This window comes from Corallococcus sp. AS-1-6, assembly GCF_020037015.1.
Classification (GTDB): Bacteria; Myxococcota; Myxococcia; order Myxococcales; family Myxococcaceae; genus Corallococcus.
In genome coordinates this window covers 25,401-49,901 of the sequence record NZ_JAIQDE010000011.1, presented here as the reverse complement: position 1 = coordinate 49,901, position 24,501 = coordinate 25,401, and the positions used below count along the sequence as shown (strand labels likewise).

Sequence of the window (24,501 nt, the reverse complement as noted above, 5' to 3'; positions counted from 1 at the left end):
CGTTGGCTCTTCAGTCCCGGCCGGTGCGCAGGTAGCCCGTGACGTGCTCGCGGGCCGCCCGCACCGCGGCCTCCGGCCCCGTGCCCCGGCCCAGCTCCGCCGCCAGCGCGGACGCCAGCCGGCAGCCCGTGCCCCGGCGCTCCGGGGGCCGCTTCAGCCGGCGCCCCCGCATCACCACCGTGCGCCCGGAGTACGCCAGCACGTCCGCCAGCCCCTGCCCTTCTGGCAGGTGCCCGCCCTTCACCAGCACCGCGCCGAAGCCGCGCTGACACAGCGCCTCCGCCGCCTCCCGGGCGTCCTCCACCGTGCCCAGCGCGGGCCGGCCCAGGAGCCACGCGGCCTCCTCCAGGTTCGGCGTCACCAGCACGCGCGGGCCCGCGAGCGCCAGGTAGTGCCGGGGCGTCAGCCGTGACAGCGCCTGCCCCCGGGACGAGCGCACCACCGGATCCACCACCCACCACGCGTCCGCGCCCTTGAGCGCCGCCTTCGCCGTGGCCAACTGGGACGCTCCGGGCACCACGCCCCACTTCACCGCGTGCAGGGGGCCCCACTCGCGCGCGGCCGTCACCTGCGCGGCCAGCATGCGCGGGGACGCCGGCACCACCGCGAAGGTGTGCGAGCCCTGCGCCGTCTGGGCCGTGGGCACAGCCACCGCGTCGCCGCCCCGCGCCCGCACCGCGGCCACGTCCGCGAGCAGCCCCGCCCGGCCCGTGGGCTCCAGTCCCGCCAGCAGCAGGACGCGCGGCCTCACCGGCGGTGCTCTCGCGCCTTCTGTACCAGCGCCTTGTAGACGCCCAGGTGCACCGGGATGGTCCCCAGCATCAGCTCCGGGTGCCACTGCACGCCCAGCGCGAAGGTGTGCGCGGTGGACTCGATCGCCTCCACCACGCCGTCCGGCGACACGGCGCTCACCGTCACGTCCGTGCCCGGCTTGTTCACCGACTGGTGGTGCGTGGAGTTCACCATCAACTGCCCGTGCCCCACGGCCTCCGCCAGGAGCGTGCCGTTCTTCACCTCCACCGGGTGCTGCGGCTGGGTGCGGTCGTGCTTCTGCTCGTGGTCGCGAGCGCCCGGAATCTCCCGCGGGATGTCCTGGAACAGCGTGCCGCCCAGCACCACGGCCAGGAGCTGCATGCCCCCGCACACGCCCAGCACCGGCAGGTTGCGCTTGAGCGCGCCGCGGATGAGGTGCGCCTCGAAGGCCGTGCGGCCCTCCTTCAGCGGCCCCATGCCCTCGCGGACCTCCTCGCCGTACGCGGACGGAGGGATGTCGAACGCGCCGCCCGTCACCACCAGCCCGGACACCCGCTCCAGGTAGGCGTCCACGCAGGACGGGTCATCGGTGTACGGCATCACGAAGGGCAGGCCCCCGGCGCGCAGCACCGCCTCCGCGTAGGGCACCTTCAATTCGTAGCGGGGAAAGGCGGAGTCGGCCGGCTGGGCCCAGTCCGGCGTGAGGCCGATGTTGGGACGGCGCGGCGTCGTCCCGTGATGACGCGGAGGGGGATGGTTCATGGTGGGGGCGCTGCCTTGGGGTTAGAGGCCAGTCCCCCGCGCGCTGTCAAACGCCGCCGAGAGCTGACGCACGCGCTCGGCGATGTCCTGGGCGAGCAGGGCGTCGGACACCACGGCCGCGCCGTGCGCCCCCGCCGCCGCCACGCTCGCGATGTTCGCCAGCCCCACGCCGCCAATGCCCACCACCGGCAGCGGGCTCTGGGCCACCACCCGCCGGAAGGCCTCCAGCCCCAGCACCGGCGCCGCCACCACCTTCGTCGTCGTGCCGAACAGCGGCCCCACGCCCACGTAGTCCGCCCCCGCCGCCCGGGCCGCCTTCGCGCCTTCCGTCCCCCGCGCCGTCACGCCCACGTAGCGCCCCGGGCCCAGCAGCTCCCGCGCCGCCTCCGGGGGCAGGTCCTCGTCCCCCACGTGCACCCCGTGCGCGTCCGACAGGAGCGCCAGGTCCACCCGGTCGTTGATGAGGCACACCGCGCCCGCCCGCCGGCACAGGGCCACCACCGCCCGGGCCGCCGCCAGGGCCTCCCCGAGCGGCGTGTGCTTCATGCGCAGTTGGAGCACCCGGGCACCGCCGTCCAGCAGGCGTCCGGCCTTGTCCACCAGGGACAGCTCCGGGCGGACGCTGTCGTCGCACAGCAGGTAGGCACCTGGGGGAAGCGGGAGGCGGGGCGAGACGTTCATCGGTTTCCGGGACTGGGACACCAGCGTTGACAGGCGCCCCTCCTGCTATAAGGTGCCGCGCTGTTTTCCAAGCAATTCCGAGGATTTGAATCATGGCCGATGGCATCAACCCGAAGCACCTCGACAAGCGCACCGCCGAGCGCTACCAGCGCAGCGGCCAGGTGGACGAGGAAGCCTACAAGAAGCACCTCGAGGAGCTGCCGGACGTGGCCGACAAGGCCGTCCCCATCGACACGCAGATGGACGGCGACATCGACGACGACTTCGATGACGAGGACGAGGACGACACGGACGACGACGCCTCCGACGAGGACGACGCGGACGAGTCCGACGACGCCGACGAGCCGGCCGACGAAGAGGACAAGGCGTCCGAATGAGCCCTTCGGAGAAGCGGGGTGAGACCTTCGTGATGACGGGGGAAGCGAGCCCCGCCTCCGAGGAGTCCCTGTCGTTCAGCACCTTCATCGTCGGGCTGGGTTCCGCCGTCCTCATCCACCTGGGTGGGGCGCCGAACCCGGACACGGGCCGCATGGAGAAGGACCTGCCTTCGGCCCGGCAGAACCTGGACCTCCTGGCGATGCTCCGCGAGAAGACGCGCGGCAACCTCACCGCGGAGGAGGAGAAGCTGGTGGACAACCTCCTGTCCGACCTGCGCCTGCGCTACGTGGAGGCGAGCCGGAAGTGAAGCCCCCTGAAGTCACCCGCCCGGGGGGGTTGCCCCGGGGTGTGCGGATCGCCGCCGGGCTGTGCCTGATGCTCTCCACCCTGACGGGGTTCCTCGCCTGCAGCGAGGCCTCCGTCATGATGAACTTCGAGGCCCACCGCGAAGCGCAGCGCGAGCACACGCCCACCCTCGCCCTCCTGGGCAAGGACCCCGCCGTCACCCAGGCCATCATGGAGGCGCAGTTGTCCGCGCTCTCCCCCATGCGCGAGTCCCGCGCCCTGGTGCTGACCGGGCTGACGGTGGCCTGCACCCTGCTCTTCTTCGCCTCCAGCCGCATGCTGCGCTCCCCGGACGGCATCCCCCGGGACGGCTTCCGGCAGTTGCTGGGCGGAGCGGGCATCTTCGCCGCGCTGATGCGCACCATCGACGGGGCCCAGTGGACCGTCGTGGCCCGCCACACCAGCCAGGCCATGGTGGAGGGGCTCAAGGCCCTGCCGGAGTTCCAGGACCCGGCCGCGGCGCAGCAGCTCTACGCGCTCGTCCCGTCCCTGATGACGCTCAGCGCCATCCTGCCCACGGTGCTCGTCGCCGGTGGCTTCGCCGTGCTCGCCCAGTACTTCCGCAGCGAGGGCGTGCGCGAGGCCATCGTCACGCTCGACGGGCCGACGGAAGACCCCTGAAGTCCGAACAGGGCTGACGCGGCGCGGCGCGGACAGGCGGTCCGTACCGCTTCAGCCCGCGTCCGTCTCCGCGCGGGGCAGCGCGGGCCCCAGGAGCAGCGCCTCCAGGGCGGCCATCGCGTCCGCCTCCGAGACGGCGGCCGAGCCCTCCAGCGGCAGCACGCGGGCCAGCGGCGCCTGGGGGATGCGCAGGAGCTCGTCCCGCGTCAGGCCGAACACGTACGCCAGGTGCCCCATGGGCCAGCGGGACTGGAGCCGGGCGAAGGCCGCGTCATCCAGTTCCTCCAGGGGGCACGGCAGCTCCGCGTCCTCGTACACCACCTTCTCCCCACCCACCCGGCGGCCGTTGCCGTAGGCGATGACCTCTTCGCCCTCGTCCGCGTCGTACACGTAGGCGTGCACGGTGGCGTTGGCGGCGGCGGACAGCAGGCGGGCCAGGGCGTGGTGCGCCGCGTACCAGTGGGCGCCCTGCCGGCCCTGGGAGAAGGGCCCCAGGAAGGCCAGGCGCACCACCTTGCGGCGGCGGTTGATGGTGACGCGCAGCGCCGTGGCGGCCGGGGCGCTGTCCATCGACAGGGCCTCCCGGGCCAGACGCACCAGCGCCAACCCGGAGAAGGTGTCGAGTCGAACGAGATAGCCGCCGTGCGCGTCCAGAGTGAAGCCCCCGAGGATGGGCGCCGCCTATAACCGACCCCCCCACCCCCTGGCAACTTCGCCACCACGATTACCCGGCCGCTTCCAGCGGCTCAAAGTATTCCGGGGAAATCGCCGGGCATACGGGCAGTGTCGCCTTGCCAAGGGGTCCCCGGCCCTTACGTTGAGTTCATGCGACTCGACAAATATACGGTGAAGGCGCAGGAGGCGATCCAGGAGGGTCAGTCCCTGGCCCGCCGGGCCGACAATCCCCATTACGAGCCGGAGCACCTCGCCGCGGCACTGCTGGGGCAGAAGGACGGCATCGTCGACCCCCTCCTGCGCAAGATTGGCGTGGACGTGAAGCTCTTCGCGGGGCGGCTGGGCGAAGCGCTCCAGAAGCTCCCGCGCATCCAGGGCGGCGAGAGCGCCATGCTCAGCCAGCGCCTGATGAAGACCTTCGACAAGGCCGAGGACGAGGCCAAGGCGCTGAAGGACGAGTTCACCTCGTCGGAACACCTGCTGCTCGCGCTGACCCAGGACAAGGGCGCCGTCGGCGAGGCCATGAAGTCCTCCGGCGTGACGCGCGAGCGCGTGCAGGCGGGCCTCAAGGAGGTCCGGGGCTCCTCGCGCGTGACGAGCGCGGACGCGGAGTCCACCTACCAGGCGCTGGAGAAGTACGGCCGCGACCTCACGGAGGCCGCGCGCAGCGGCAAGCTGGACCCCGTCATCGGCCGCGACGAGGAGATCCGCCGCTGCATCCAGGTCTTGAGCCGCCGCACCAAGAACAACCCGGTGCTCATCGGTGAGCCGGGCGTGGGCAAGACGGCCATCGCCGAAGGCCTGGCCCGCCGCATCGTGGACGGCGACGTGCCGGAGGGCTTGAAGAACAAGCGCCTCATCACCCTGGACCTGGGCGCCATGGTGGCCGGCGCCAAGTACCGCGGCGAGTTCGAGGAGCGCCTCAAGGCGGTCCTCAAGGAGGTCGCGGACGCGGCGGGCGAGATCGTCCTCTTCATCGACGAGATGCACACGCTCGTGGGCGCCGGGAAGGCCGAGGGCGCCATGGACGCGGGCAACATGCTCAAGCCGGCGCTGGCGCGCGGCGAGCTGCACTGCATCGGCGCGACGACGCTGGACGAGTACCGCAAGCACATTGAAAAGGACGCCGCGCTGGAGCGCCGCTTCCAGCCGGTGTTCGTGGGCGAGCCCTCGGTGCACGACACCATCAGCATCCTGCGCGGCCTGAAGGAGCGCTACGAGGTGCACCACGGCGTGCGCATCCAGGACTCCGCGCTCGTCGCGGCGGCCACGCTCAGCCACCGGTACATCGCGGACCGCTTCCTGCCGGACAAGGCCATCGACCTGGTCGACGAGGCCTCCAGCCGCCTGCGCATCGAAATCGACTCCATGCCCACGGAGATCGACGACATCCGCCGCAAGGTGACGCAGCTCGAGATCGAGCGCGAGGGCCTGCGCAAGGAGACGGATCCGCACTCGCGTGAGCGGCTGGCGACCATCGAGAAGGAACTCGCGAACCTGAACGAGAAGTTCAACTCGCTCAAGGCCCACTGGGACGAGGAGAAGAAGGCCATCGCGTCCCTGCGCTCGCTCAAGGAGAAGCAGGAGAAGGCGCGCAACGACCAGGCCGCGGCCGAGCGCCAGGGTGACCTGAACCGCGCGGCGGAGCTGAAGTTCGGCGTCATCCCCTCGCTGGAGAAGGAGGTCGCGGCGCAGAACGCGAAGCTGGCGGAGCTTCAGAAGAACCAGAAGTTCCTCAAGGAGGAGGTGGACTCCGAGGACATCGCCTCCGTGGTGGCCAAGTGGACGGGCATCCCGGTCTCCAAGCTGATGGAGGGCGAGATGCAGAAGCTGGTCAAGATGGAGGACCGGCTCGCGGACCGCGTGATTGGCCAGCGCAGCGCCATCGAGGCCGTGTCCAACGCCGTGCGCCGCGCGCGCAGCGGGCTGCAGGACCCGAACCGCCCCATCGGCTCGTTCATCTTCCTGGGCCCCACGGGCGTGGGCAAGACGGAGACGGCCAAGGCCCTGGCGGAGTTCCTCTTCGACGACGACACGGCCATGGTCCGCATCGACATGTCCGAGTACATGGAGAAGCACGCGGTGTCCCGCCTGGTGGGCGCGCCCCCGGGCTACGTGGGCTACGAGGAGGGCGGCCAGCTCACGGAGGCCGTGCGCCGCAGGCCGTACACGGTGGTGCTCTTCGACGAAATCGAGAAGGCCCACCACGACGTGTTCAACATCCTGCTCCAGATTCTGGATGAGGGCCGGGTGACGGACAGCCAGGGCCGCACGGTGGACTTCCGCAACACGGTGCTCATCCTCACGTCGAACATCGGCTCGCAGGCCATCCAGGAGGGCATGGCCGGCACGGACACGCTCAACGAGAAGACGCGCGGCGAGGTGATGGACGCGCTGCGCGGCCACTTCCGGCCGGAGTTCCTCAACCGCGTGGATGAGATCGTCGTCTTCGAGCCGCTGCGCAAGAAGGACATCTACCGCATCGTGGACATCCAGTTGGGCCGGCTCCAGAAGCTGCTCCAGGCCAAGCGCCTCACGCTGGATTTGACGGACAGCGCGAGGGAGCTGCTGGCGGAGCGGGGATACGACCCCACGTACGGCGCCCGGCCTCTGAAGCGCGCGGTGCAGAAGTACCTGTTGGATCCGCTCGCCCTCAAGGTGCTGAACGGGGAGTTCGCGCCGGGCGAGCACATCCAGGCGGACGCGGGCCCGGACGGGCTCACCTTCGCGAAGGTGCTGGTGGACAACTCGAAGGGCGTGAAGCAGGCGGGGTAGCCGGCCTCACGCACCGGTGATTCACACGGCGGGCCGCCTTCCCTCACCGGGAGGCGGCCCGCGGTGTTTCTCAGGTGCGGCGGTGCTTGTCGTAGAGCGCGTCGCGCCACGCGAGCAGGTCCGGGAAGCGGGCGGCGAGCCCCGCATGGGTCCACACCTCGCGGGTGCCCGGCCCCATGGGCAGGTGCCGGTCCGCCGGCGGCCCCAGGAGCACGAGCATCACCGCGGCGGTGATGTCCGCGTAGGTGAAGCCTGTGTCCAGCAGGTAGGGCCGACCGCCCAGCGCGGCGCGCAGCTTGTCGTAGGAGGGGGCGACGGCGGCCTCGATGGCCTCCGGCGAGGTGTCCGCCACCTGGTGCTTCTTCACCACGAAGCGCATGCCCAGGCGCGCGGAGGGCGCGAACACCGGGCGCAGCCAGCCGGGGATGAACTTCGGCAGCATCTCCGCCTGGGCGCGGGCGTTCGTCAGCATGCGCGGCATGGCGTAGGCGCGCGCCAGGTCCAGCACGTGTTCGCTGGTGTCGTTCCACGCGGTGATGGCGTCCACCTGCGCGGCCGGGAAGAGCGGGCTGCCCTGCCCTACGCCTTCCGCGTGCTTCGCGATGGCGAACGAGCCGTGCGTGGCCGGCTGCGGCGGGTCCACGAGCAGGGGCACGGAGGGCTTCACGCCAGGAGCCACCTGCTTGCGCAGCCAGCGCTCCTGGATGAGGGGGACGTAGTCCTGGTAGCGGTAGGCGACGCGGTGGTGGTCCAACGCCCACCGGGCCTTCTCCGTCCAGCCCGACGAGGACAGTCCGACGAGGGTTCGCATAGGGGGCGGGACCCTATCAAGGCGCGCGAGGGAACGCGCCCGGTTGCCGGGGGGCCTCGCGCGAAACCCGCCAGGTCCCGCGCATCGCGGAAAAAGGTCGGGCATCCGACCGGCGCTCGCAGACGAGCCACTCACTTCCCGGACGAGGACGACATGAAGATCGGAATCATTGGCGCGGGGTTGATCGGCGGGACCCTTGCTCGCAGGTGGACGCAACTGGGCCATGAGGTGTCCATCGCGAACTCACGCGGGCCGGACACCCTGCGCGAGCTGGCGAAGGAGACGGGCGCGAAGGCCGTCACGGTCGAAGAGGCCGCGAAGGCGGGCGAAGTCGTCGTCGTGACCATTCCCCAGAAGGCGGTCCCCGACCTGCCCAAGGGGCTGTTCGCGAACGTGCCGAAGGACGTCGTGGTCATCGACACGGGCAACTACTACCCCGTGCGCGACGGCAGCATCCCGGAGCTGGAGAAGGGCACGGTGGAGAGCGAGTGGGTCTCGAAGCTCATCGGCCGCCCGGTCATCAAGGCCTTCAACAACATCTACTTCAGCAGCCTCGCGGAGAAGGGCAAGCCGAAGGGCACGCCCGGCCGGGTGGCGCTGCCCATCGCGGGGGATCCGCCGGAGCACCGCGCGAAGGTGCTCAAGCTGGTGGAGGAGCTGGGCTTCGATGCCATCGACTCGGGCAGCCTCGCGGACTCGTGGCGCCAGCAGCCCGGCACGCCGGTCTACACGCACGACCTTGACGCCGCGGGAGTGAAGAAGGCCCTCGCGGAGGCAGAGCGCTCGCGCCTGCCGGAGTACCGCAAGAAGGCCGACGACTCGTTGAAGGCCTTCTTCGCGTCGCAGAAGTAGGCCCCCTTGTGCCCTGGGGGCTTCGGACGGAAGGTGTGCGCTTCATGGCCGCCCCCTCCGAAGCCCCGCTGCTCGTCACCGCCGAGCTGGAGCCAGAAGCCTTCACGCGACTGGACGGCCTGCGCCGCCGCTACTTCCCGCCCGAGCGCAACGTCATCCCGGCGCACGTCTCCCTCTTCCACCACCTGCCCGCGCGGGAGCAGGACGCCGTGGAGGCCGCGCTCGAGGTCGTCACCGAGCGCCCCGCGCCCGGCTTGCGCTTCGCGACGCTGCGGAGCCTGGGTCGCGGCATGGCGGTGGACGTGGAGGCCCCCGGCCTCGCGCCCGTGCACCGCGAGCTGTCCCGCGCCTATGCGGAGTGGCTCACGCCGCAGGACCGTCAGCCCTTCCGCCCCCACGTCACGCTGATGAACAAGGCCACCGTGGAGGAGGCGAAGGCCGCGCTCGTGGAGCTGGGCGCGGGCTGGTCCGCGTTCGACTCGCACGCCCCCGCGCTGCTGCTCTGGCGCTACCTCGGCGGCCCGTGGGAATCCGTGCGCCGCTTCCCGTTCACGGGCCGCGCTGGATGAGCTCCTCCACCACCTCGCGCACGTCCCGCAGGTAGGACGGGTCCCTCACCGCGATGAAGATGGTGTCGTCCCCCGCCACCGTGCCCGCCAGGCCCTCTACCTCCTCGCGGTCCAGCGCCAGCCCGAAGATCTGCGCGTAGCCGGGCGCCGTCTTCAGCACCAGCATGTTGGGCGGCGCCTCGATGATGGTCACCGTCGGCGCCAGCGGCACGGGCGCCACCGGCGGCTCGGCGCGCTGATAGCGCCCGTTCACCTTCTGCACGCTCAGCTTCTTCAGCCGCCGCGACAGCGTGGACTGGCTGGGCGTGTGCCCTGCCTCTTCGAGCAACGACTGCAGGACGAACTGATCCGGAACGTCCTGCCGGGAGATGAGCTCAAGGATGGCGTCGTCCAGGTTCATTCACGTTCACCATGCATGCGGCTGAATACGCACGCAAGGCGCATGAAAAATCCCAGTGAATGTTCTTGTGCGCTGCGCCGTTCTGCATAATATCCGCGCCTCCTCAACGAATATGCACGAATTCGGATGCATATTCAGCAGTCTCCACCCATCCGGCGCGGCCGGGGGAGCACGAAGCCCATGAAGCATGTCACCCGCATCCAGGACCTGGGCCCGGAAGGCGTCGAGGCGGTCCTCTCGCAGGCGGCCGCGTGGAAGCAGAAGGATCCGGGGCACATCTTCCCGGGGAAGCTCCTGGGCATGGTGTTCTTCAACCCGTCCCTGCGCACGCGCACGTCCTTCGAGGCGGTGATGCTGCGCGCGGGCGGGCACGCCATCGTGCTCGACGTGGGCTCTGGCGTGTGGAAGCTGGAGGACCGGCCCGGCGCGGTGATGAACGCGGACCGCGCGGAGCACATCAAGGAGGCGTCGCCCGTCCTGTCGCGCTTCGTGGACATGCTCGGCATCCGCACCTTCTCCCAGGGTGGCGGTGACGAGGAGGATGAGGCCGACCCCGTCATCAACGCCTTCCGCAAGTGGGCCACCGTGCCGGTGGTGAGCATGGAGTCCGCGCGCGAGCACCCCTGCCAGGGCCTGGCGGACGCGCTCACCCTGCGCGAGACGTTCGGCACCACGAAGAAGCTGCCGGTGACGCTCACCTGGGCGCCGCACATCAAGCCGCTGCCCAAGGCCGTGCCCAACTCCTTCCTCCTGTCCGCGGCGGCCGCGGGCTGCGAGGTGCGCGTGGCGCATCCGCCGGGCTTCGACCTGCACCCGGCCGTGCGCGCGGAGGCGGAGGCGTACGCCAGGGCCACCGGCGGCAGCATCACGTACACGCACGACCAGGACGAGGCGCTGGTGGGCAGCCGCGCCGTGTACGCGAAGTCCTGGGGCCCCACCGCGCAGACGGCGAGCACGCCCACGGACGTCGCGGCGCTGCTCGCGTCGTACTCGGGCTGGATGCCCACGCGCCGGCACATGGCGAAGGCCTCGAAGGACGCGGCCTTCCTCCACTGCCTGCCCGTGCGCCGCAACGTGGAGGTCGCCGACGAGGTGCTGGACCACTCGAGCAGCCGCGTCGTGGACGAGGCGGGCAACCGCTACCACGTGCAGCGCGCCCTCCTGGCCTGGATGCGCGGCGGCTGAGCCGTCAAAGCCCGCCGCCCCACCCTTCTTCGTCCCCTTTCGACTTTCCAGAGGTCCACCGTGCCCTTGTCTCCCGATCCGTACGCCGCCCTTCGCAACGCGGCGAAGTACGTGAAGCAGTTCCGCAGCAAGACGTTCGTGGTGAAGCTGGGCGGGGCCGTGCTGACGGATCCGCGCACCCGCAAGACGGCGTGCGAGCAGATCGCCCTCCTGTGGGCCTTCTCCATCCGCCCCGTCGTGGTGCACGGCGGCGGTCCGGAGCTGGACTCGCTGTGTGACGCCCTGCACCTGCCCATCGAGAAGGTGGCGGGCCGCCGCGTCACCTCCGCGCCCGTGCTGGACGCGGCGAAGATGGTGCTGGCGGGCAAGCTGCACACGGACCTGCTCGCGGACCTCCAGGCCGCGGGCGTGCCCGCGGTGGGCCTGTCCGGCGTGGACGCGGGCCTCATCAAGGCGCGCAAGCGCCCGCCCGTGCTGGTGACGGAGCCCGGCGAGACGCAGGGGCGCATGGTGGACTACGGCCTCGTGGGCGACATCGAGTCCGTGGACACGCGCGTCGTGGAGCACCTGCGCTCCGCAGACTACGTGCCGGTCATCGCCCCGCTGTCGGGCGGCCAGGACGGCGCCGTCTACAACACCAACGCGGACACGGTGGCGGCGGCCCTGGCGGCGGCGCTGCACGCGGAGAAGCTCTTCTTCCTGGTGGAGGTGCCGGGGCTCCTCAAGGACGTCTCCGACCCGTCGTCGCTCATCTCGCTGGCCACGCTGTCGGACCTGGCGTCGCTGGAGGCCGAAGGCCGGCTCACGGGCGGAATGCGTCCCAAGGCGCACGCCATGCGCCACGCGCTCGTGGGCGGCGTGGGCAGCGTACACCTGGTGAGCGGCAAGCAGTCCGATGCCCTGTTGGAGGAGGTCTTCACCAACGAGGGCAGCGGCACCATGGTCGTGCGCGAGCACCCGGTGAAGCACGGCGAGGCCAAGGGTTGAACCCCGCCGAGCTGCTCACCGCGCTGGTCGCCACGCCCAGCGTCTCCGGCGACGAGGCCCGTATCGCGGACCTCGTCGCGGGCCACGCGGAGTCCTGGGGTGCCCGCGTGCACCGCCAGGGCCACAACGTGTGGTTCAGCGTGGGCAGCGGGCCGAAGCGCCTGCTCGTGAACTCCCACCTGGACACGGTGAAGCCGTGCGCCGGGTGGACCACGGAGCCGCACGAGGCCGTGTGGAAGGACGACACGCTCTACGGCCTGGGCGCCAACGACGCCAAGGGCTGCGTCACCGCCATGCTCCTCACCGCGAAGGCGCTCCTCACGGAAGGCGCGCCGGAGGGCGTGGAGTGCGTCTTCGCGCTCACCGCCGAGGAGGAGACGGGCGGCAAGGGGCTGGGGCCGCTGTTGCCCACGCTGGGGCCGCTGGACGCCGCCATCGTGGGAGAGCCCACGTCGCTCAAGCCCTGCACGGCGCAGCGGGGCATGTTGCTCCTGCGCTGCGTGGCGCACGGCAAGAGCGGCCACGTGGCGCACGCGCACACGGGCGGCCTGGGCTCGGAGTCCAACGCCATCCTCAAGGCGGCCCGGGACATCCAGGCCGTGTCCGCCCTGCGCTTCCCCGCGCACCCGCTGTTGGGTGAGGCGCGGGCGCAGGTGACGCAGGTGGCCGGGGGCCTCGCGCGCAACCAGATTCCGGACCGGTGCGAGTTCTTCGTGGACCTGCGCACCACGCCGGGCATGGACCACGCGAAGGTGGCGGAGGACGTGGGCCGGGCGCTGGAGAGCGAGGTGCTGGTGCACTCCGCGCGCTACCTGCCCAAGGGGACGGACGCGTCGCACCCGCTGGTGCGCGCGGCGGTGGCAGCGTCAGGCCAGGACACGGTGGGCTCCAGCACCACGTCCGACTGGGCGTTCCTGGGCGACATCCCGGCGGTGAAGGTGGGCCCGGGCGACACGCTGCGGAGCCACCAGGCGAACGAGTACCTCACGCGCGCGGAGCTGGAGGCGGGGCTCGCGTTCTATCGACGACTGCTGCACGGCTATGCCGGGGAGGTGTCGCGTGGCTGAGACATTGTGGGGCAAGGGCCAGCCGCTGGACGCGGCCATCCACGCCTTCACCGTGGGCGACGACCCCGTGGTGGACCTGTCGCTCGTGCCGCACGACGCGCTGGGCAGCGCCGCGCACGCGCGCATGCTCGCGCACGTCGGGCTGCTCGCGCCGGAGGCCGCCGCGTCGCTCGTGGGCGCCCTGCACACGCTGCACGACGAGGCCCGCGCGGGCCGCTTCACCATCCGCCCGGAGCAGGAGGACGGCCACACCGCGCTGGAGGCCGCGCTCGTGGAGCGCATTGGAGAAGCGGGCAAGCGCATCCACCTGGCGCGCTCGCGCAACGACCAGGTGCTGCTGGCCCTGCGCCTCTTCATGCGCGAGGAGTTGCTCGCGCTGGGCGCGCGCACGGCGGAGCTGGCGGGCACGTTCCTGGACTTCGCGCAAAGCCACGCGGACCTGCCCCTGCCCGGCTACACGCACCTGCGCCGCGCGATGCCGTCCACCTTCGGCCTGTGGGGCATGGCCTTCGCGGAAGGGCTGCTGGAGGAGCTGGAGGCGCTGAAGGGCGTGTGGGGGCGGCTCGACCGCTGCCCGCTGGGCGCCGCCGCGGGCTTCGGTGTGCCGCTGCCCATCGACCGTGAATATGTCGCGCGGCTCCTCGGTTTTACCCGGGTTCAACGCAGCCCCATCGACGCGCAGGACAGTCGGGGGCGGCATGAGGCGGCGCTGCTCACCTGGGCGTGCTCGGTGGCGGGCACTCTGGAGAAGTGGCTTTGGGACGTGCAGCTCTACAGCATGGACGAGTTCGGCTTCCTGGCCCTGCCGGATGCCTTCACGACCGGCTCGTCCATCATGCCGCAGAAGAAGAACCCGGACGTGGTGGAGCTGGCCCGGGGCCGCTGCCGCGAGCTGCGCGGCCTTGCGCACCAGGTGGAGGCGGTGGCCGGCGGGCTTCCCTCCAGCTACCACCGTGACTTCCAACTGCTGAAGCGCCCCACCCTCCAGGCACTCACCAGCGCGAAGGCGCTGCTGGACGTGCTGGCGCGGCTGGTGCCCGCGCTGAAGGTGAACGCGGAGAAGGCGCGCGCGGCGTGCGACGACACGCTCTACGCCGCGCACCACGCCTACGCGCTCGTGGCGAAGGGCCAGCCCTTCCGCGACGCGTACCGCGAGGTGGGCCGGCAGTTGAACGAAGGCACCTTCCAGCCGGACCGCGGCGCGCTGACGGCCACCCACCTGGGTGGCGCCGGCAACCTGGGCCTCGCCACCGCGCGCGAGGAGCTGGCGGAGGCGCGCGACTGGCTCACGCGCACCCACGCACGGCAAGCCGAGGCCGCCGCGCGCGTCTGGGCCCCCTGAAACCTTCCTCACCCCTTTCGCAGCAACAGGAGTCCTAAGATGAGCAAGAAGTCCGTGGTGCTGGCGTTCTCCGGCGGCCTCGATACCGCCTTCTGCACGGTGTACCTGCGCGAGCAGGGCTGGGACGTCACCACCGTCACCGTGGACACGGGCGGCTTCCCGCCCGAGCAGTTGGAGCGCATCCAGGCCCTGTCCCAGAAGCTGGGCGCGGTGGCGCACCACACGGTGGACGCGCGCGACACCCTGTTCCAGGGCTACCTGCGCTTCCTCATCGCGGGCAACGTCCTGCGCGGCCAGCTCTACCCGCTGAGCGTCTCCGCCGAGCGCGCCTGCCAGGCCGTGGAGGCCGTGCGCATGGCGGAGAAGCTGGGCGTGCAGGCCGTGGCCCACGGCAGCACCGGCGCGGGGAATGATCAGGTCCGCTTCGACGTGGCCTTCCGCACGCTCGCGCCGCAGTTGCAGCTCATCACCCCCATCCGCGACCTGGCGCTCTCCCGTCAGCAGGAGATCTCCTTCCTCGCGGAGCGCGGCTTCCACCTGCCGGCGAAGACGGGCACGTACTCCGTCAACGAGGGCATGTGGGGCACATCCGTGGGCGGCCGGGAGACGCTGGACTCGTGGAGCACGCTGCCGGAGGCGGCCTTCCCGGGCGGAGAGATTCCCACCGACCTGAAGCCCCGGCCGCTCGTCATCTCCTTCGACAAGGGCGTGCCGGTGGCGCTCGACGGCCAGGCGATGTCCGCGGTGGACGTGGTGGAGAAGCTCAACGCGCTGGGGCGGCCGTACGGCATCGGCCGGGGCGTGCACCTGGGCGACACCATCCTGGGCATCAAGGGCCGCGTGGGCTTCGAGGCCCCGGCGGCGCACCTGCTCATCGCGTCGCACCGCGAGCTGGAGAAGCTGGTGCTGTCGGGCAAGCAGCTCTTCTGGAAGGAGACGGTGGGCAACCTGTACGGGTCGCTCCTGCACGAGGGGCACTTCTTCGACCCGCTGGTGAAGGACCTGGAGGCGTTCCTCGCCTCCTCGCAGGACCGCGTGACGGGCGAGGTGAAGCTGGTGCTCACCCCGCGCGCCCACGTCGTGGAAGGCGTGCGTTCGCCGCACTCGCTGATGGACGCGAAGGTGGCCACGTACGGAGAGGCCAACGTGTTGTGGACGGGGACGGAGGCGGCGGGGTTCGCCAAGCTCTACGGCGTCGCGCAGATGCTCTCGCAGAAAGCGAAGTGACGACATGAAGATCCACGTCGACAAGGTGGGAAGTGTCACCCGCAACCTCCAGGTGGGGCGCACGGTGCACCTCACGGATGAGGTCAAGTGCGAGGAGGGCGCCGTCATCGCGGTGCGCATCCACGGGGAGAAGAGCGTCTACAACCAGTTGGAGGACGTGAACGGCCGGCTCGTCACGCTCCACGCGGGCGACATCGTCGTGGGCGCGCTGGGCCACCGCAACGCCCTGCACGGCTACGAGGGCGTCGTGCCCACGTCCGTCACGGTGGGCGACCGGCTCCACATCCTCAACATGGGCGGCGTCATCGGGAAGTGCACGTCGCACAACCCGGGCGTGGGCGCCCCCTTCGAGGCGGAGGTGCTGGGCCAGGTCCTCACCTTCCCGGAGTTCCAGTCGCGCGCGGGCCAGCACGCGCACATCTCCACCGGCGCGCTCAAGGGCACGTCGCGGGCGGTGACGTGCCCGGTGGTGTACGTGGTGGGCACCTGCATGAACGCGGGCAAGACGTACGCGGCCAGCGTGGTGGTGCGCAAGCTCTCCCAGGCGGGCTACCGCGTGGGCGGCGCGAAGCTCACGGGCGTGTCGCTGATGCGTGACACCCTGTCCATGCAGGACAGCGGCGCGGACGTGGTGATGGACTTCACCGACGCGGGCGTCGTGTGCACCGGCGCGCGCACGGCGTCCAAGGTGGCGCGCATCGTCTTCTCGGAGATGGCGGCCCAGGACGTGGACGTCATCGTCGCGGAGACGGGCGACGGCATCATGGGCGAGTACGGCGTGCAGGCCATCCTGGCGGACCCGGAGCTCAAGGCGCTGGGCGGCGCGTTCATCCTGTGCGCGAACGACCCGGTGGGCGCGGCCGGCGGTGTGCGGCACCTGCGCGAGGTGTACGGCATCGAGATGGACATGGTGGCCGGGCCCGCCACGGACAACGCGGTGGGCGTGCGCTTCGTGGAGCAGGTGGTGGGGCTGCCCGCTCGCAACGCGCGCGCGGATCCGAACGCCCTGGGGAATCTCATCGTGGAGAAGCTCGCGCCCAAGCTGGGAGCGGGGAGGAAGTCATGACGTCGCCTGCGCACATCTACATCCTGGGGGCCTCCGGTTTCGGCGGAGGCGAGCTGTTGCGGCTGCTCGCGGGCCACCCCGGCAACGCCGGTGTCCGCGTGGTGTCCCGGCACCACGCGGGTTCGCCCATCCACAAGGTGCACCCGCACCTGCGCGGCCTGGTGGACGGCCGCTTCGAGGCGGAGCCGGACTGGCGCTGGCTGGCGGACTCGCAGCGCCCGGTGGTGTTCAGCGCGCTGGGCCACGGCGACCTGGCGACGCAGTTCGCCGGGCTGGAGAAGCAGTGGGCGGACGCGGGGCTCACGGACCGGATGCTGCTCGTCGACCTGTCGTCCGACTTCCGCCTGGACCACCCGGGCCGGTACGCGGGCGCCTACGGCCGGCCGCACCCGTCCCCGGAGCTGTTGGGCACGTTCACCTACGGCCTCACGGAGTGGAAGCGCGAGCAGGTGAAGACGGCGAAGCGCATCGCCAACCCGGGCTGCTTCGCCACGGCGGTGCAACTGGCGCTGCTGCCCATCGCGGCCACGCCGGGGCTGGGGCTCCTGGCGGTGTCGGGCGTGACGGGCTCGTCCGGCTCCGGCTCGCTGCCGGGCGAGGGCACGCACCACCCGACGCGCGCGCATGACTTCCGCGCGTACAAGCCGCTGGAGCACCAGCACGAGGCGGAGGTGGAGGTGATGCTGGTGGCGCACGGCGCGCAGCGGCACCGGCTGGCCTTCGTGCCGCACTCGGCGCCCATGGTGCGCGGCATCTTCGCCACCGTGCAGTTCGAGTGGCCGGAGCACGGCGGCGCGGTGGTGACGCAGTCGCTGACGGAGAAGTACCGCCGCTACTACGAGGGCTCGAAGTTCGTGCGCATCGTGGAGGGCACGCCGCGCGTGGCGGCGGTGGCGGGCAGCAACTTCTGCGACATCTCCGTGGCGACGAAGGGCCGCTCGGTGGCGGTGATGGCGGCGCTGGACAACCTGGTGAAGGGCATGGCCGGCCAGGCCGTGCAGAACTTCAACGTGGCCCTCGGCTTCCCCGAGGACACCGGCCTGCGCCAGGCGGCCTGCTACCCGTAGGGTCTCAGGCCGCGGGCGTCTTCGGCACGTCGCCCGGGGGGGAGGCACTCCCCTCGGGCGCGGCGGAATCTCCCGCGACAGGCCCGCTCCCGGACGCAGCCGGAGCCTCGGCGGCGGCGCCCCCCTCGCGCTGCTCCAGGCGCGCGCCGCCAGCCTCGGCGGCCTTGAGGAACTCGTCGTACTCCGACTTGCGGGCGGCGGCCTTCGCCTCGGCTTCGGCGGAGCCCTTCTCCGCCGCGGCGCGGCCCGCGCGGATGGCCCGGGCGCTCAGCAGGATGCCGCCCACGAAGGCCACGACCCGCAGCGCCGACGCGAAGCTCCAGCCCGTGGCGAGGCCCTCGAAGCCGTCGCGCACGAAGTTGAGCGCGATGACGAACACGCCCCCGGACAGCGCGGCCCCCACGGCGGTGGTCCACGTGCGCAGCGCGACGATGCGCGCGGCGCCGTAGCAGAGCACCGGCAGCACCGCGAGCACCCACAGGTCCTCCAGCACCACCGCCACCGGGATGCGCAGCAGGTCGGACGGCAGCGCGTTCACCCGCGCGTGCAGGCGCAGCACCAGCGACACGCTGAGCATCGCGCCCACCACCAGCGACAGGAAACCCAGTCCGACGATGAACTGGAAGCGTCGGACGCGGACGCGCAGGGGTTCGAGGACACCAGGCTTGGAGCTCACGGCCCGAAAGCCTAGCGCAATCTCACCCTTCGTCCTCTTCCCCGACAGCCGCGTCCCCCGCCGAGCGAGGGGGCGGGCCGTCGCCGTAGAAGACCTCCTCCATCACCAGCCCCTGCGGCGGCGCGGTGGCCCCGGCCTGCTTGCGGTCGCGCGAGGCCAGCACCTGGGCCACCCAGGCCTCGGGGCGGCGGCCCTTGCCCACCTCCACCAGCGTGCCCACCAGGTTGCGCACCATGTGCTTGAGGAACGCGGTGCCCTCCACCACGAAGGCCACCGTGTCGCCGGAGGCGCCCTCCACGCGCACCTGACGGATCTCGCGCACCGCGTGCTTCGCTTGGCAGTCCGCGGCGCGGAACGCGGAGAAGTCATGCCGGCCCACGAGCACCTGGGCCGCGCGGCGCATGGCCTCCACGTCCAGCGGGGCGAACACCTCCCAGTGCGTCGTGCGCAGCAGCGGGGACCGCGTGCGCCGGTTGCTCACCCGGTAGCGGTAGCGCTTGCCGCGAGACCACCGGCGCGGATCGAACTCCGCGGCCACCTCCTCCGCCGCCACCACCGCGATGTCCGGCGGGAGGATGCCGTTGAGGCCCATGGTGTAGGCCTTCATCGGCAGCACACGCGGCGTGTCGAAGCAGGCCACCTGCCCCGTCGCGTGCACGCCCGCGTCGGTGCGGCCCGCGGAGGCCACGAACACGCGCTCCCCCAGCAGCTTCTGGAGCGCGTCCTGGAGCGTGGACTGGATGGACGGGCCGTTGGGCTGCACCTGCCAGCCCACGTACCGGGTGCCTTCGTATTCGAGCGTCAGCTTCAGCCGGGGCATGGGGAGCGCAGGGGCACGCGGTTCAACGCGACTTCAGCCATCCCTCCAGCACATCCGCCGCCAGCTTCGCCAGGGAGACGTTCGCCTTGCGCGCCTGGGCCTCCAGCTTCTCGTACAGGGCGGGGTCCAGGGGCAGCGCGAGCAGGCGCGGCTCGGTGGCGGGGAGGTCGTCCAGGCGCATGGCCTCCGTGGGCGGGCCGTCCACGGAGGCCACCACCTCCGCCACCTCCAGCGCCATCTCCGACGTGGGCGCGGAGGACTGGCGCGTGGACAGGCGCTTCAGCTCCTGCGGGCGCTCGTCCTCGAAGAGCTGCTTGACGAAGTTGGCCAGGTGCAGCGGCGTGGGCGTGAAGTCGTAGGACTCCAGGAAGGCGTCCAGGTCGCGCTGCATCTCCAGCGCCGTCTGGTAGCGGCGCTCGCGGTCGCGGGCGAGCGCGCGCATCAGGATGGCCTCCACGCGCTCCGGCAGGTCCTCGCGGAAGTACGACGGCGCGTAGATCTTCGCCTCCGTGATGCTGCGCATGACGGCGACGTCGGAGTCGCCGGTGAAGAGCTTGAAGCCGGTGAGCCACTCGTAGAGGACGGTGCCCAGCGAGAAGATGTCACTGCGGCAGTCCAGCGGCCGACCCAGGCACTGCTCCGGGGACAGGTAGCTGAGCTTGCCTTTAATCTCCCCCGAGCGCGTCTCCTCCACCTGGTTGGCGGCCTTGGCGATGCCGAAGTCGAGCACCTTCACCGAGCCGTCGAACGCGACGACGATGTTTTCCGGCGTCACGTCGCGGTGGACGATGTTGAGCGGGTTGCCGTAGCGGTCCTTCTTCTGGTGCGCGTAGTGCAATCCCGCGCAGACGCAGGAGGCGATCTTCAGCGCGTACACCATGGGGAAGGGGATCCCCAGGGACTCGGCCTTGGGCACGACGCGGCGCATGTCGCGGCCGGACACGTACTCCATGGCGATGAAGTAGCTGTCGACGATCTTCCCCAGGTCGTGGATCTGCACGATGTTGGGGTGGTTGAGCTGGGCGGCCAGCCGCGCCTCGTTGAGGAACATCTTCACGAAGGCCGCGTGCTTGGACAGATGCGGACGGATGCGCTTGATGACGATGGGCGTCTCGTCACCGCTGGCGTCCAACTGGTGCGCGAGGAAGATCTCCGCCATGCCCCCCACGGCGATCCGATCAATGAGCCGGTAGTTGCCGAAGCGGAACGCATCGCGCGGAGGCGAGGAGGCGGCGGGAGCCATGGAAGCAATGTAGCCGCGCCCCGCCCGGAGGCGCTAACGAAGTTGGACGACGTGCACCTTGAGTGCCGGTTCCTCCCCCGGAGGTGTTGGAAAGTCGAGCCCCGAGGGGCCGAGCGACCCGACTGCCTTCCCATTCCTGGCAGCCCGCGTCACGCCCTCCAGCACCATCGCCTCGAAGCGGCGCGAGGGCAGTCCCGCCAGGTTGCAGCAGGCGACCAGGCGGCCCCCGGGGGCCACCACCTTCGCGGCGGCCTCGGCCAGCCGGGCGTAGTCGCGAGAGGCGGAGAAGCGGGTCGTCTTGGTGGTGGAGAACGACGGGGGATCCGCGACCACGACATCGAAGGACTCCCCCTTCTTCGCGAGCCGCCCGAGCCAATCGAAGACATCGCCAGCCACGTAGTCGTAGCGATCCACGGATTGTCCGTTGAGGCGCGCGTTCTCCTCGCCCCACTCGAGCACGCGGCGGCTGGCGTCCATGTTGAGCACGCGCTTCGCGCCCCCGGCGGTGGCGGCGACGCCGAAGGCGCAGGTGTACGCGAAGAGGTTGAGGACGGTGAGTCCGGAGGCCTGGGCCTGGAGCCACGCGCGGGTGTCGCGCATGTCCAGGTAGAGGCCCACGGAGAGGCCCTGTCCGGGGCGGATGTGGAAGGACAGGCCGTTCTCCTTCGCGACGAAGTCCTCCACGGGCTCGCCCCGCGCGGCGGACTCCGGGGCGAGCGCGTCCTTCGCCACGTTGGCGAGCACGCGCGCCTCCCGGGGACGGCGCTTCAGGTAGACGCTCCGAGGCGTCCAGGCGGCGACGGCGGCGTCCAGCAGCGTGGTCTCCTCCGCGTCGGTCAGGTCGCGGTAGAGGCTGACCACGACGACGTCGCCGAAGAGGTCCGCGGTCACGTCGGGCACGCCGTCCGCGGCGCCGTTCAGCAGGCGGAAGGCGGAGGTGGCGGGGTCCGAGAGCAGCGGACCCCGGCGGGCGCGGGAGGCACGCAGCAGGTCCACGAGGCGGAGAGGCAGGGCACTCACGCGCCCCTTCTACCCTACGAACCCAGCCGCGCGCGGGACCAGACGCGGGCGAGCGCGGCGGCGGCGTCCCGGGACAGGTCCACGAAGTCGCTGCCCAGGAGCTGCCCTTCGCGGACGCAGACGCGGCCATCCACGATGGTCCACGCCACGCGGGCGGCGGTGAGCTGCCCCAGGAGGAAGGGCGAGTAGCCGGTCTCCGGGTCCGCGGCGGGGATGGCGTCGTAGACGACGAGGTCCGCGATGCTGCCCTCGTCCACCCCGCCCGACGGCTTGCCATACAGGCGGGTGCACAGCTCCGCAGGGCCGCTGACGAACAGGTGCGCCAGCGAGTCATCCAGGTCCGGCATGCGGCCGGAGCGCGCCAGGGACAGCATGCTGACGAGCGCCCCGGCCAGCTCCTCCTGGAGGGTGCCATGGCCGCCGGTGCCCAGGCCCACGAGGTGGAGGCTGGACAGCGCGCCGTCGGCGGACTCGGCCGCGCGGTCCATGGAGCGGGTGGCGCGGGGCGTGAGGGCGATGAAGGTGCCGGAGGCGGCCAGCCGCTCGGACTCGGAGCGCTCCACGGCGCGCGGGTAGCCGGCGATGGCGTGGGGGCCCAGCAGGCCCAGCGCGTCCAGGCGGGGCACGACGCGGCGGCCGTGCGTGGCGTAGGTGGTGGAGAGGTCGTCCTCGTTCTCCGCCAGGTGGAACACGACGGACGCGTTCAGCTCCTGGCGCAGCCCGGAGATGCGGGACAGGAGGGAGTCCTCGCACGTGTAGGAGGCGTGGAAGCCGAGCGCGCCCCGGACGCGGGGGTGTTCGCGGTAGCGGCGGACGAAGTCGGCGTTGGCGTCCGCCTGCGCGTGGGCCACGTCCGCGCCGTCCAGGCTGTGCGTGGAGTGGGACGTGACGAGGCGGATGCCCAGTGTGTTCGCGGCGCGGGCCTGGGCCTCCAGGCCGCCGGCGACGTCGGTGGGGCACGACAGGTGGTCCACGACGAGGCTGACGCCATCGAGCAGCGCGCGGGCGGAGGCGAAGCGGGTCAGGACCTCCACGTCCTCGGCGGTGAGGAGGTTGGCCACCGAGCGCATGCGGTCCAGGCGCGAGCGGGGCTGGCGCAGGAGGAAGTCGCCATTGGGGGGCAAAAGCTGCCCGTTGACCATGTGCGAGTGGCAGTCCACGAGCCCGGGGGCGACGAGGCGGCCGCGACAGGCGACTTCCCAATCACCGGGGAGCACGGGCACCTCGGCGTCCGGGGCGACGCGGCGGATGATGCCCTCTTCGACCACGACGGCCATGCCGTGGCGGACGCGACCGTCCGCCCGGAACACGGCGCAGTTCTTCAGAAGCAGTCGGCCTTCCATGGACCTTCCCGTTTTAGCACGGGGTGGGTGGAGGATGAACCCCGTCTCCTTACAGAGAGTCCCCGAGGGGCGGATCCATGCAGGGCGCGGGCTTCAGGAAGTAGGGGCCGTCATGCTCCACGACCATGGACCAGTCCATGGAGTCGGGGCAGATGGCGCACCACTCAGGGGCTCCGTGTCTCGGAGACTCCCAGAGCATTGCCTTCAGGATGTTCAGGGGTGGGGGTGACGCGGCCTCGAAGCGAAGGACCGGAAGCAAGGGCTCCGACACTACGTAGAACACGCCGCCCTGCTGTTGCCGCGAGTAGTGCACCTCCGCCTTGAGCGCGATCTTCACCTGGACCTTCTTGGCGAAGTCGAAGATGAAAGAATAAAGGGGCCCCGACGCGGACAATCCGGGCAGGAACGTCTGCCACCAGTCATCGCGCAGATCCTGCGACACCTTCGGGTCGAGCAACTCCAGCCCCGAAACAACGCCGGCCAATGCCTCCGTGGGCCAGGTCCAGTCTTTTCTCATCCACACCTCTCAATCCGAATAGACGCAGAGCATCGTCACCGGATCGAAGACCGCATTCTGACCCTGGCCGAAGTCGACGCCCACGTAGGGCGGGACGGTCCTCATGAGGCGAATCCTGACGGGTTCCGGTTCTGTCTCGAACCGGAAGGTGACGGGCTGAGCCAGCAACCACGCCTTCGCCCGCGCGTACTCCTCCTCCGACAAGGCACCATCAGCCCGGCTCGAAAATGCCCGAACCCGGGGCGCGTAGTCCCGAAGCACGGCCTTGAGGTGGCCCCATTCCCCCCAATGCCTGCCGGCAACCTTCGCAAGGGCCGGCGACATCGCGAGAAATGACAGCAGGGTCAGGGGAGGAAGCACCCGTCGCCAGAGCTGGACGATCCGGTCGGACTCCTTCCGGGCGATGAAGAAGAAACAACACCCCACCAGGACGAACACCCATCCGCAGAGCGCAACCTCCGCGAGCATGTCCACGAGAGGGGGATCCCCAGGGAAAGGGTGCGAATCCGCCGAAAAGGTTCCGCCAAGCCCCAAGCCAACCAGTGCGACCGTGACGCCCACCGACGACACGAACCAGCACAGCAAGCCGATAATCCCCAACCGGGCAGATGTCTTCATTTCAGTGTCGCGGCTCGCTGGGGGAAGAAGATCTGGAGGCTGGTCCGCCCGAACTGCTGCCGCATCGGCGAATCGGAGTGGATCCAGTCCAGGAGCAGCGGCTCATACGGAGCCAGGTCCACGCCCCTTCTGCTCAGCTCCGCCAGGATGAGATGTGAAAGGAAACAATCCTCCGCCAGTTGTCGCTCCAGTTCCGGGACAGTGGCTCGCGAGAGCCTCCTCCAGATTTGTCGAAGGCCGAGAGCGAGCGGCAGCCGCCCCAGCCATGCACCGGCAAGCAGTCCCAGCATTCCTCCCAGGACGCCCCCCGCGATCCCTGCCACATGGTGCCCCCCGCGAGCACCGAGGACCGCCCCACCAACAGCCCCCGCGACCACCATCAAGTCAAAAAGAGTCAGGCAGGCCTCCTCATTCCTTTCCGGTCTTCACGTGGTATCGGGCGCGCATCCGCACCTGGACGGACGCCGTCTCCCTCTGCTGGGAGAAGGACGCTAGCGTCGTGGACGTGCGGTGCGCGCACGGATGGGCCGCCTCCGCGTGGTGGCCCACCCGGTTGACGTACCCGAAGGGGTCCGTGTCCGCAGCCCCTGTCACCCGCCTCGACGCGTCCATCATCACCACCGGCTTGCCGATGTGATCCGTCACCGGGAAGTATACGCCGCAGTTCTTCGGCAGCAGTCGGCCTTCCATGGACATCCCCG

Annotated in this window: 27 protein-coding genes; 13 read left to right on the top strand and 14 right to left on the bottom strand. The window is 70.9% G+C overall.

The window, feature by feature from the left end; all coding sequences use genetic code 11:
• Positions 1-10: 10 nt before the first annotated feature.
• Genes K8612_RS17105 through thiE form a run of 3 tightly spaced genes read right to left on the bottom strand, consistent with a single transcriptional unit; the run spans position 11 to position 2,196 of the window.
• Positions 11-751, bottom strand: a complete 741-nt coding sequence (locus tag K8612_RS17105) for a bifunctional hydroxymethylpyrimidine kinase/phosphomethylpyrimidine kinase (RefSeq protein ID WP_223741855.1) — start codon at positions 749-751, stop codon at positions 11-13.
• Positions 748-1,515, bottom strand: coding sequence for a gamma-glutamyl-gamma-aminobutyrate hydrolase family protein (locus K8612_RS17100; RefSeq protein ID WP_223763056.1), 768 nt, complete (start codon positions 1,513-1,515; stop codon positions 748-750). Before K8612_RS17100 ends, K8612_RS17105 begins: the two co-directional genes overlap by 4 nt.
• Before the next feature lie 21 nt (positions 1,516-1,536).
• Positions 1,537-2,196 (bottom strand): thiamine phosphate synthase, encoded by a 660-nt coding sequence (gene thiE / locus K8612_RS17095; RefSeq protein ID WP_223763055.1) that lies wholly within the window; start codon positions 2,194-2,196, stop codon positions 1,537-1,539.
• A 92-nt stretch (positions 2,197-2,288) separates the two neighbouring features.
• On the opposite strand from thiE, the gene K8612_RS17090 reads away from it, so the two are divergent.
• The 3 genes from K8612_RS17090 to K8612_RS17080 are packed head-to-tail and all read left to right on the top strand — an operon-like array spanning position 2,289 to position 3,540.
• Positions 2,289-2,573, top strand: coding sequence for a hypothetical protein (locus K8612_RS17090; RefSeq protein WP_223741858.1), 285 nt, complete (start codon positions 2,289-2,291; stop codon positions 2,571-2,573).
• Positions 2,570-2,881, top strand: a complete 312-nt coding sequence (locus K8612_RS17085; protein ID WP_223763054.1) for a DUF1844 domain-containing protein — start codon at positions 2,570-2,572, stop codon at positions 2,879-2,881. The genes K8612_RS17090 and K8612_RS17085 overlap by 4 nt, the downstream gene beginning before the upstream one ends.
• On the top strand, positions 2,878-3,540 hold the full coding sequence (locus K8612_RS17080) for a hypothetical protein (RefSeq protein ID WP_223741860.1): 663 nt from the start codon (positions 2,878-2,880) through the stop codon (positions 3,538-3,540). Before K8612_RS17085 ends, K8612_RS17080 begins: the two co-directional genes overlap by 4 nt.
• Positions 3,541-3,591: 51 nt before the next feature.
• Here the strand turns inward: K8612_RS17080 and K8612_RS17075 are convergent, their stop codons facing one another.
• Positions 3,592-4,110, bottom strand: coding sequence for a hypothetical protein (locus K8612_RS17075; RefSeq protein WP_223741861.1), 519 nt, complete (start codon positions 4,108-4,110; stop codon positions 3,592-3,594).
• Positions 4,111-4,365: 255 nt separating this feature from the next.
• On the opposite strand from K8612_RS17075, the gene clpB reads away from it, so the two are divergent.
• The gene (gene clpB / locus K8612_RS17070) at positions 4,366-6,990 is read left to right on the top strand and encodes an ATP-dependent chaperone ClpB (RefSeq protein WP_223763053.1); all 2,625 of its coding nucleotides are present in this window, start codon (positions 4,366-4,368) and stop codon (positions 6,988-6,990) included.
• Positions 6,991-7,060: 70 nt separating this feature from the next.
• On the opposite strand, the gene K8612_RS17065 is transcribed toward clpB, so the two are convergent.
• Positions 7,061-7,801, bottom strand: coding sequence for a glutathione S-transferase C-terminal domain-containing protein (locus tag K8612_RS17065; RefSeq protein WP_223763052.1), 741 nt, complete (start codon positions 7,799-7,801; stop codon positions 7,061-7,063).
• On the opposite strand from K8612_RS17065, the gene K8612_RS17060 reads away from it, so the two are divergent.
• Positions 7,733-8,653: an NADPH-dependent F420 reductase gene (locus tag K8612_RS17060; protein WP_373692111.1), complete on the top strand. Its 921-nt coding sequence runs from the start codon at positions 7,733-7,735 to the stop codon at positions 8,651-8,653. The genes K8612_RS17065 and K8612_RS17060 overlap by 69 nt on opposite strands.
• A 44-nt stretch (positions 8,654-8,697) precedes the next feature.
• The gene (locus tag K8612_RS17055; protein ID WP_223763050.1) at positions 8,698-9,222 is read left to right on the top strand and encodes a 2'-5' RNA ligase family protein; all 525 of its coding nucleotides are present in this window, start codon (positions 8,698-8,700) and stop codon (positions 9,220-9,222) included.
• On the opposite strand, the gene K8612_RS17050 is transcribed toward K8612_RS17055, so the two are convergent.
• Positions 9,203-9,622 carry an arginine repressor gene (locus K8612_RS17050; RefSeq protein ID WP_223741867.1) on the bottom strand — a complete coding sequence of 140 codons (420 nt, stop codon included), beginning with the start codon at positions 9,620-9,622 and terminating at the stop codon, positions 9,203-9,205. The genes K8612_RS17055 and K8612_RS17050 overlap by 20 nt on opposite strands.
• A gap of 180 nt (positions 9,623-9,802) precedes the next feature.
• On the opposite strand from K8612_RS17050, the gene K8612_RS17045 reads away from it, so the two are divergent.
• The 7 genes from K8612_RS17045 to argC are packed head-to-tail and all read left to right on the top strand — an operon-like array spanning position 9,803 to position 17,563.
• Positions 9,803-10,807 carry an N-acetylornithine carbamoyltransferase gene (locus tag K8612_RS17045; RefSeq protein ID WP_223741868.1) on the top strand — a complete coding sequence of 335 codons (1,005 nt, stop codon included), beginning with the start codon at positions 9,803-9,805 and terminating at the stop codon, positions 10,805-10,807.
• A gap of 60 nt (positions 10,808-10,867) precedes the next feature.
• Positions 10,868-11,794, top strand: coding sequence for an acetylglutamate kinase (gene argB, locus K8612_RS17040; RefSeq protein WP_223741869.1), 927 nt, complete (start codon positions 10,868-10,870; stop codon positions 11,792-11,794).
• Positions 11,791-12,861, top strand: a complete 1,071-nt coding sequence (locus K8612_RS17035) for a M20/M25/M40 family metallo-hydrolase (protein ID WP_223763048.1) — start codon at positions 11,791-11,793, stop codon at positions 12,859-12,861. Before argB ends, K8612_RS17035 begins: the two co-directional genes overlap by 4 nt.
• Positions 12,854-14,203 carry an argininosuccinate lyase gene (argH, locus tag K8612_RS17030; RefSeq protein ID WP_223763047.1) on the top strand — a complete coding sequence of 450 codons (1,350 nt, stop codon included), beginning with the start codon at positions 12,854-12,856 and terminating at the stop codon, positions 14,201-14,203. Before K8612_RS17035 ends, argH begins: the two co-directional genes overlap by 8 nt.
• Before the next feature lie 39 nt (positions 14,204-14,242).
• Positions 14,243-15,430: an argininosuccinate synthase gene (argG, locus tag K8612_RS17025; RefSeq protein WP_223741872.1), complete on the top strand. Its 1,188-nt coding sequence runs from the start codon at positions 14,243-14,245 to the stop codon at positions 15,428-15,430.
• Positions 15,431-15,434: 4 nt separating this feature from the next.
• Positions 15,435-16,496 carry a DUF1611 domain-containing protein gene (locus tag K8612_RS17020; RefSeq protein ID WP_223741873.1) on the top strand — a complete coding sequence of 354 codons (1,062 nt, stop codon included), beginning with the start codon at positions 15,435-15,437 and terminating at the stop codon, positions 16,494-16,496.
• Entirely contained in the window at positions 16,493-17,563 is a 1,071-nt protein-coding gene (gene argC, locus K8612_RS17015) for an N-acetyl-gamma-glutamyl-phosphate reductase (protein WP_223741874.1), read from the top strand. The genes K8612_RS17020 and argC overlap by 4 nt, the downstream gene beginning before the upstream one ends.
• A 4-nt stretch (positions 17,564-17,567) precedes the next feature.
• Here the strand turns inward: argC and K8612_RS17010 are convergent, their stop codons facing one another.
• The 8 genes from K8612_RS17010 to K8612_RS16975 form a co-directional block, all read right to left on the bottom strand.
• On the bottom strand, positions 17,568-18,239 hold the full coding sequence (locus K8612_RS17010; protein WP_223763046.1) for a hypothetical protein: 672 nt from the start codon (positions 18,237-18,239) through the stop codon (positions 17,568-17,570).
• A gap of 22 nt (positions 18,240-18,261) precedes the next feature.
• Positions 18,262-19,059 carry a tRNA pseudouridine(38-40) synthase TruA gene (truA, locus tag K8612_RS17005; RefSeq protein ID WP_223741876.1) on the bottom strand — a complete coding sequence of 266 codons (798 nt, stop codon included), beginning with the start codon at positions 19,057-19,059 and terminating at the stop codon, positions 18,262-18,264.
• Positions 19,060-19,081: 22 nt separating this feature from the next.
• The gene (locus tag K8612_RS17000; protein WP_223741877.1) at positions 19,082-20,302 is read right to left on the bottom strand and encodes a serine/threonine-protein kinase; all 1,221 of its coding nucleotides are present in this window, start codon (positions 20,300-20,302) and stop codon (positions 19,082-19,084) included.
• A 33-nt stretch (positions 20,303-20,335) separates the two neighbouring features.
• Positions 20,336-21,322, bottom strand: a complete 987-nt coding sequence (locus tag K8612_RS16995) for a class I SAM-dependent rRNA methyltransferase (RefSeq protein ID WP_223763045.1) — start codon at positions 21,320-21,322, stop codon at positions 20,336-20,338.
• Between the two features lie 14 nt (positions 21,323-21,336).
• The gene (locus K8612_RS16990) at positions 21,337-22,665 is read right to left on the bottom strand and encodes an amidohydrolase family protein (protein WP_223741879.1); all 1,329 of its coding nucleotides are present in this window, start codon (positions 22,663-22,665) and stop codon (positions 21,337-21,339) included.
• A 49-nt stretch (positions 22,666-22,714) separates the two neighbouring features.
• Positions 22,715-23,182: a hypothetical protein gene (locus tag K8612_RS16985; protein WP_223763044.1), complete on the bottom strand. Its 468-nt coding sequence runs from the start codon at positions 23,180-23,182 to the stop codon at positions 22,715-22,717.
• 9 nt (positions 23,183-23,191) lie between these two features.
• Positions 23,192-23,656, bottom strand: coding sequence for a hypothetical protein (locus K8612_RS16980; protein ID WP_223763043.1), 465 nt, complete (start codon positions 23,654-23,656; stop codon positions 23,192-23,194).
• A gap of 552 nt (positions 23,657-24,208) precedes the next feature.
• Entirely contained in the window at positions 24,209-24,490 is a 282-nt protein-coding gene (locus K8612_RS16975) for a hypothetical protein (protein ID WP_223763042.1), read from the bottom strand.
• Positions 24,491-24,501: the final 11 nt, after the last annotated feature.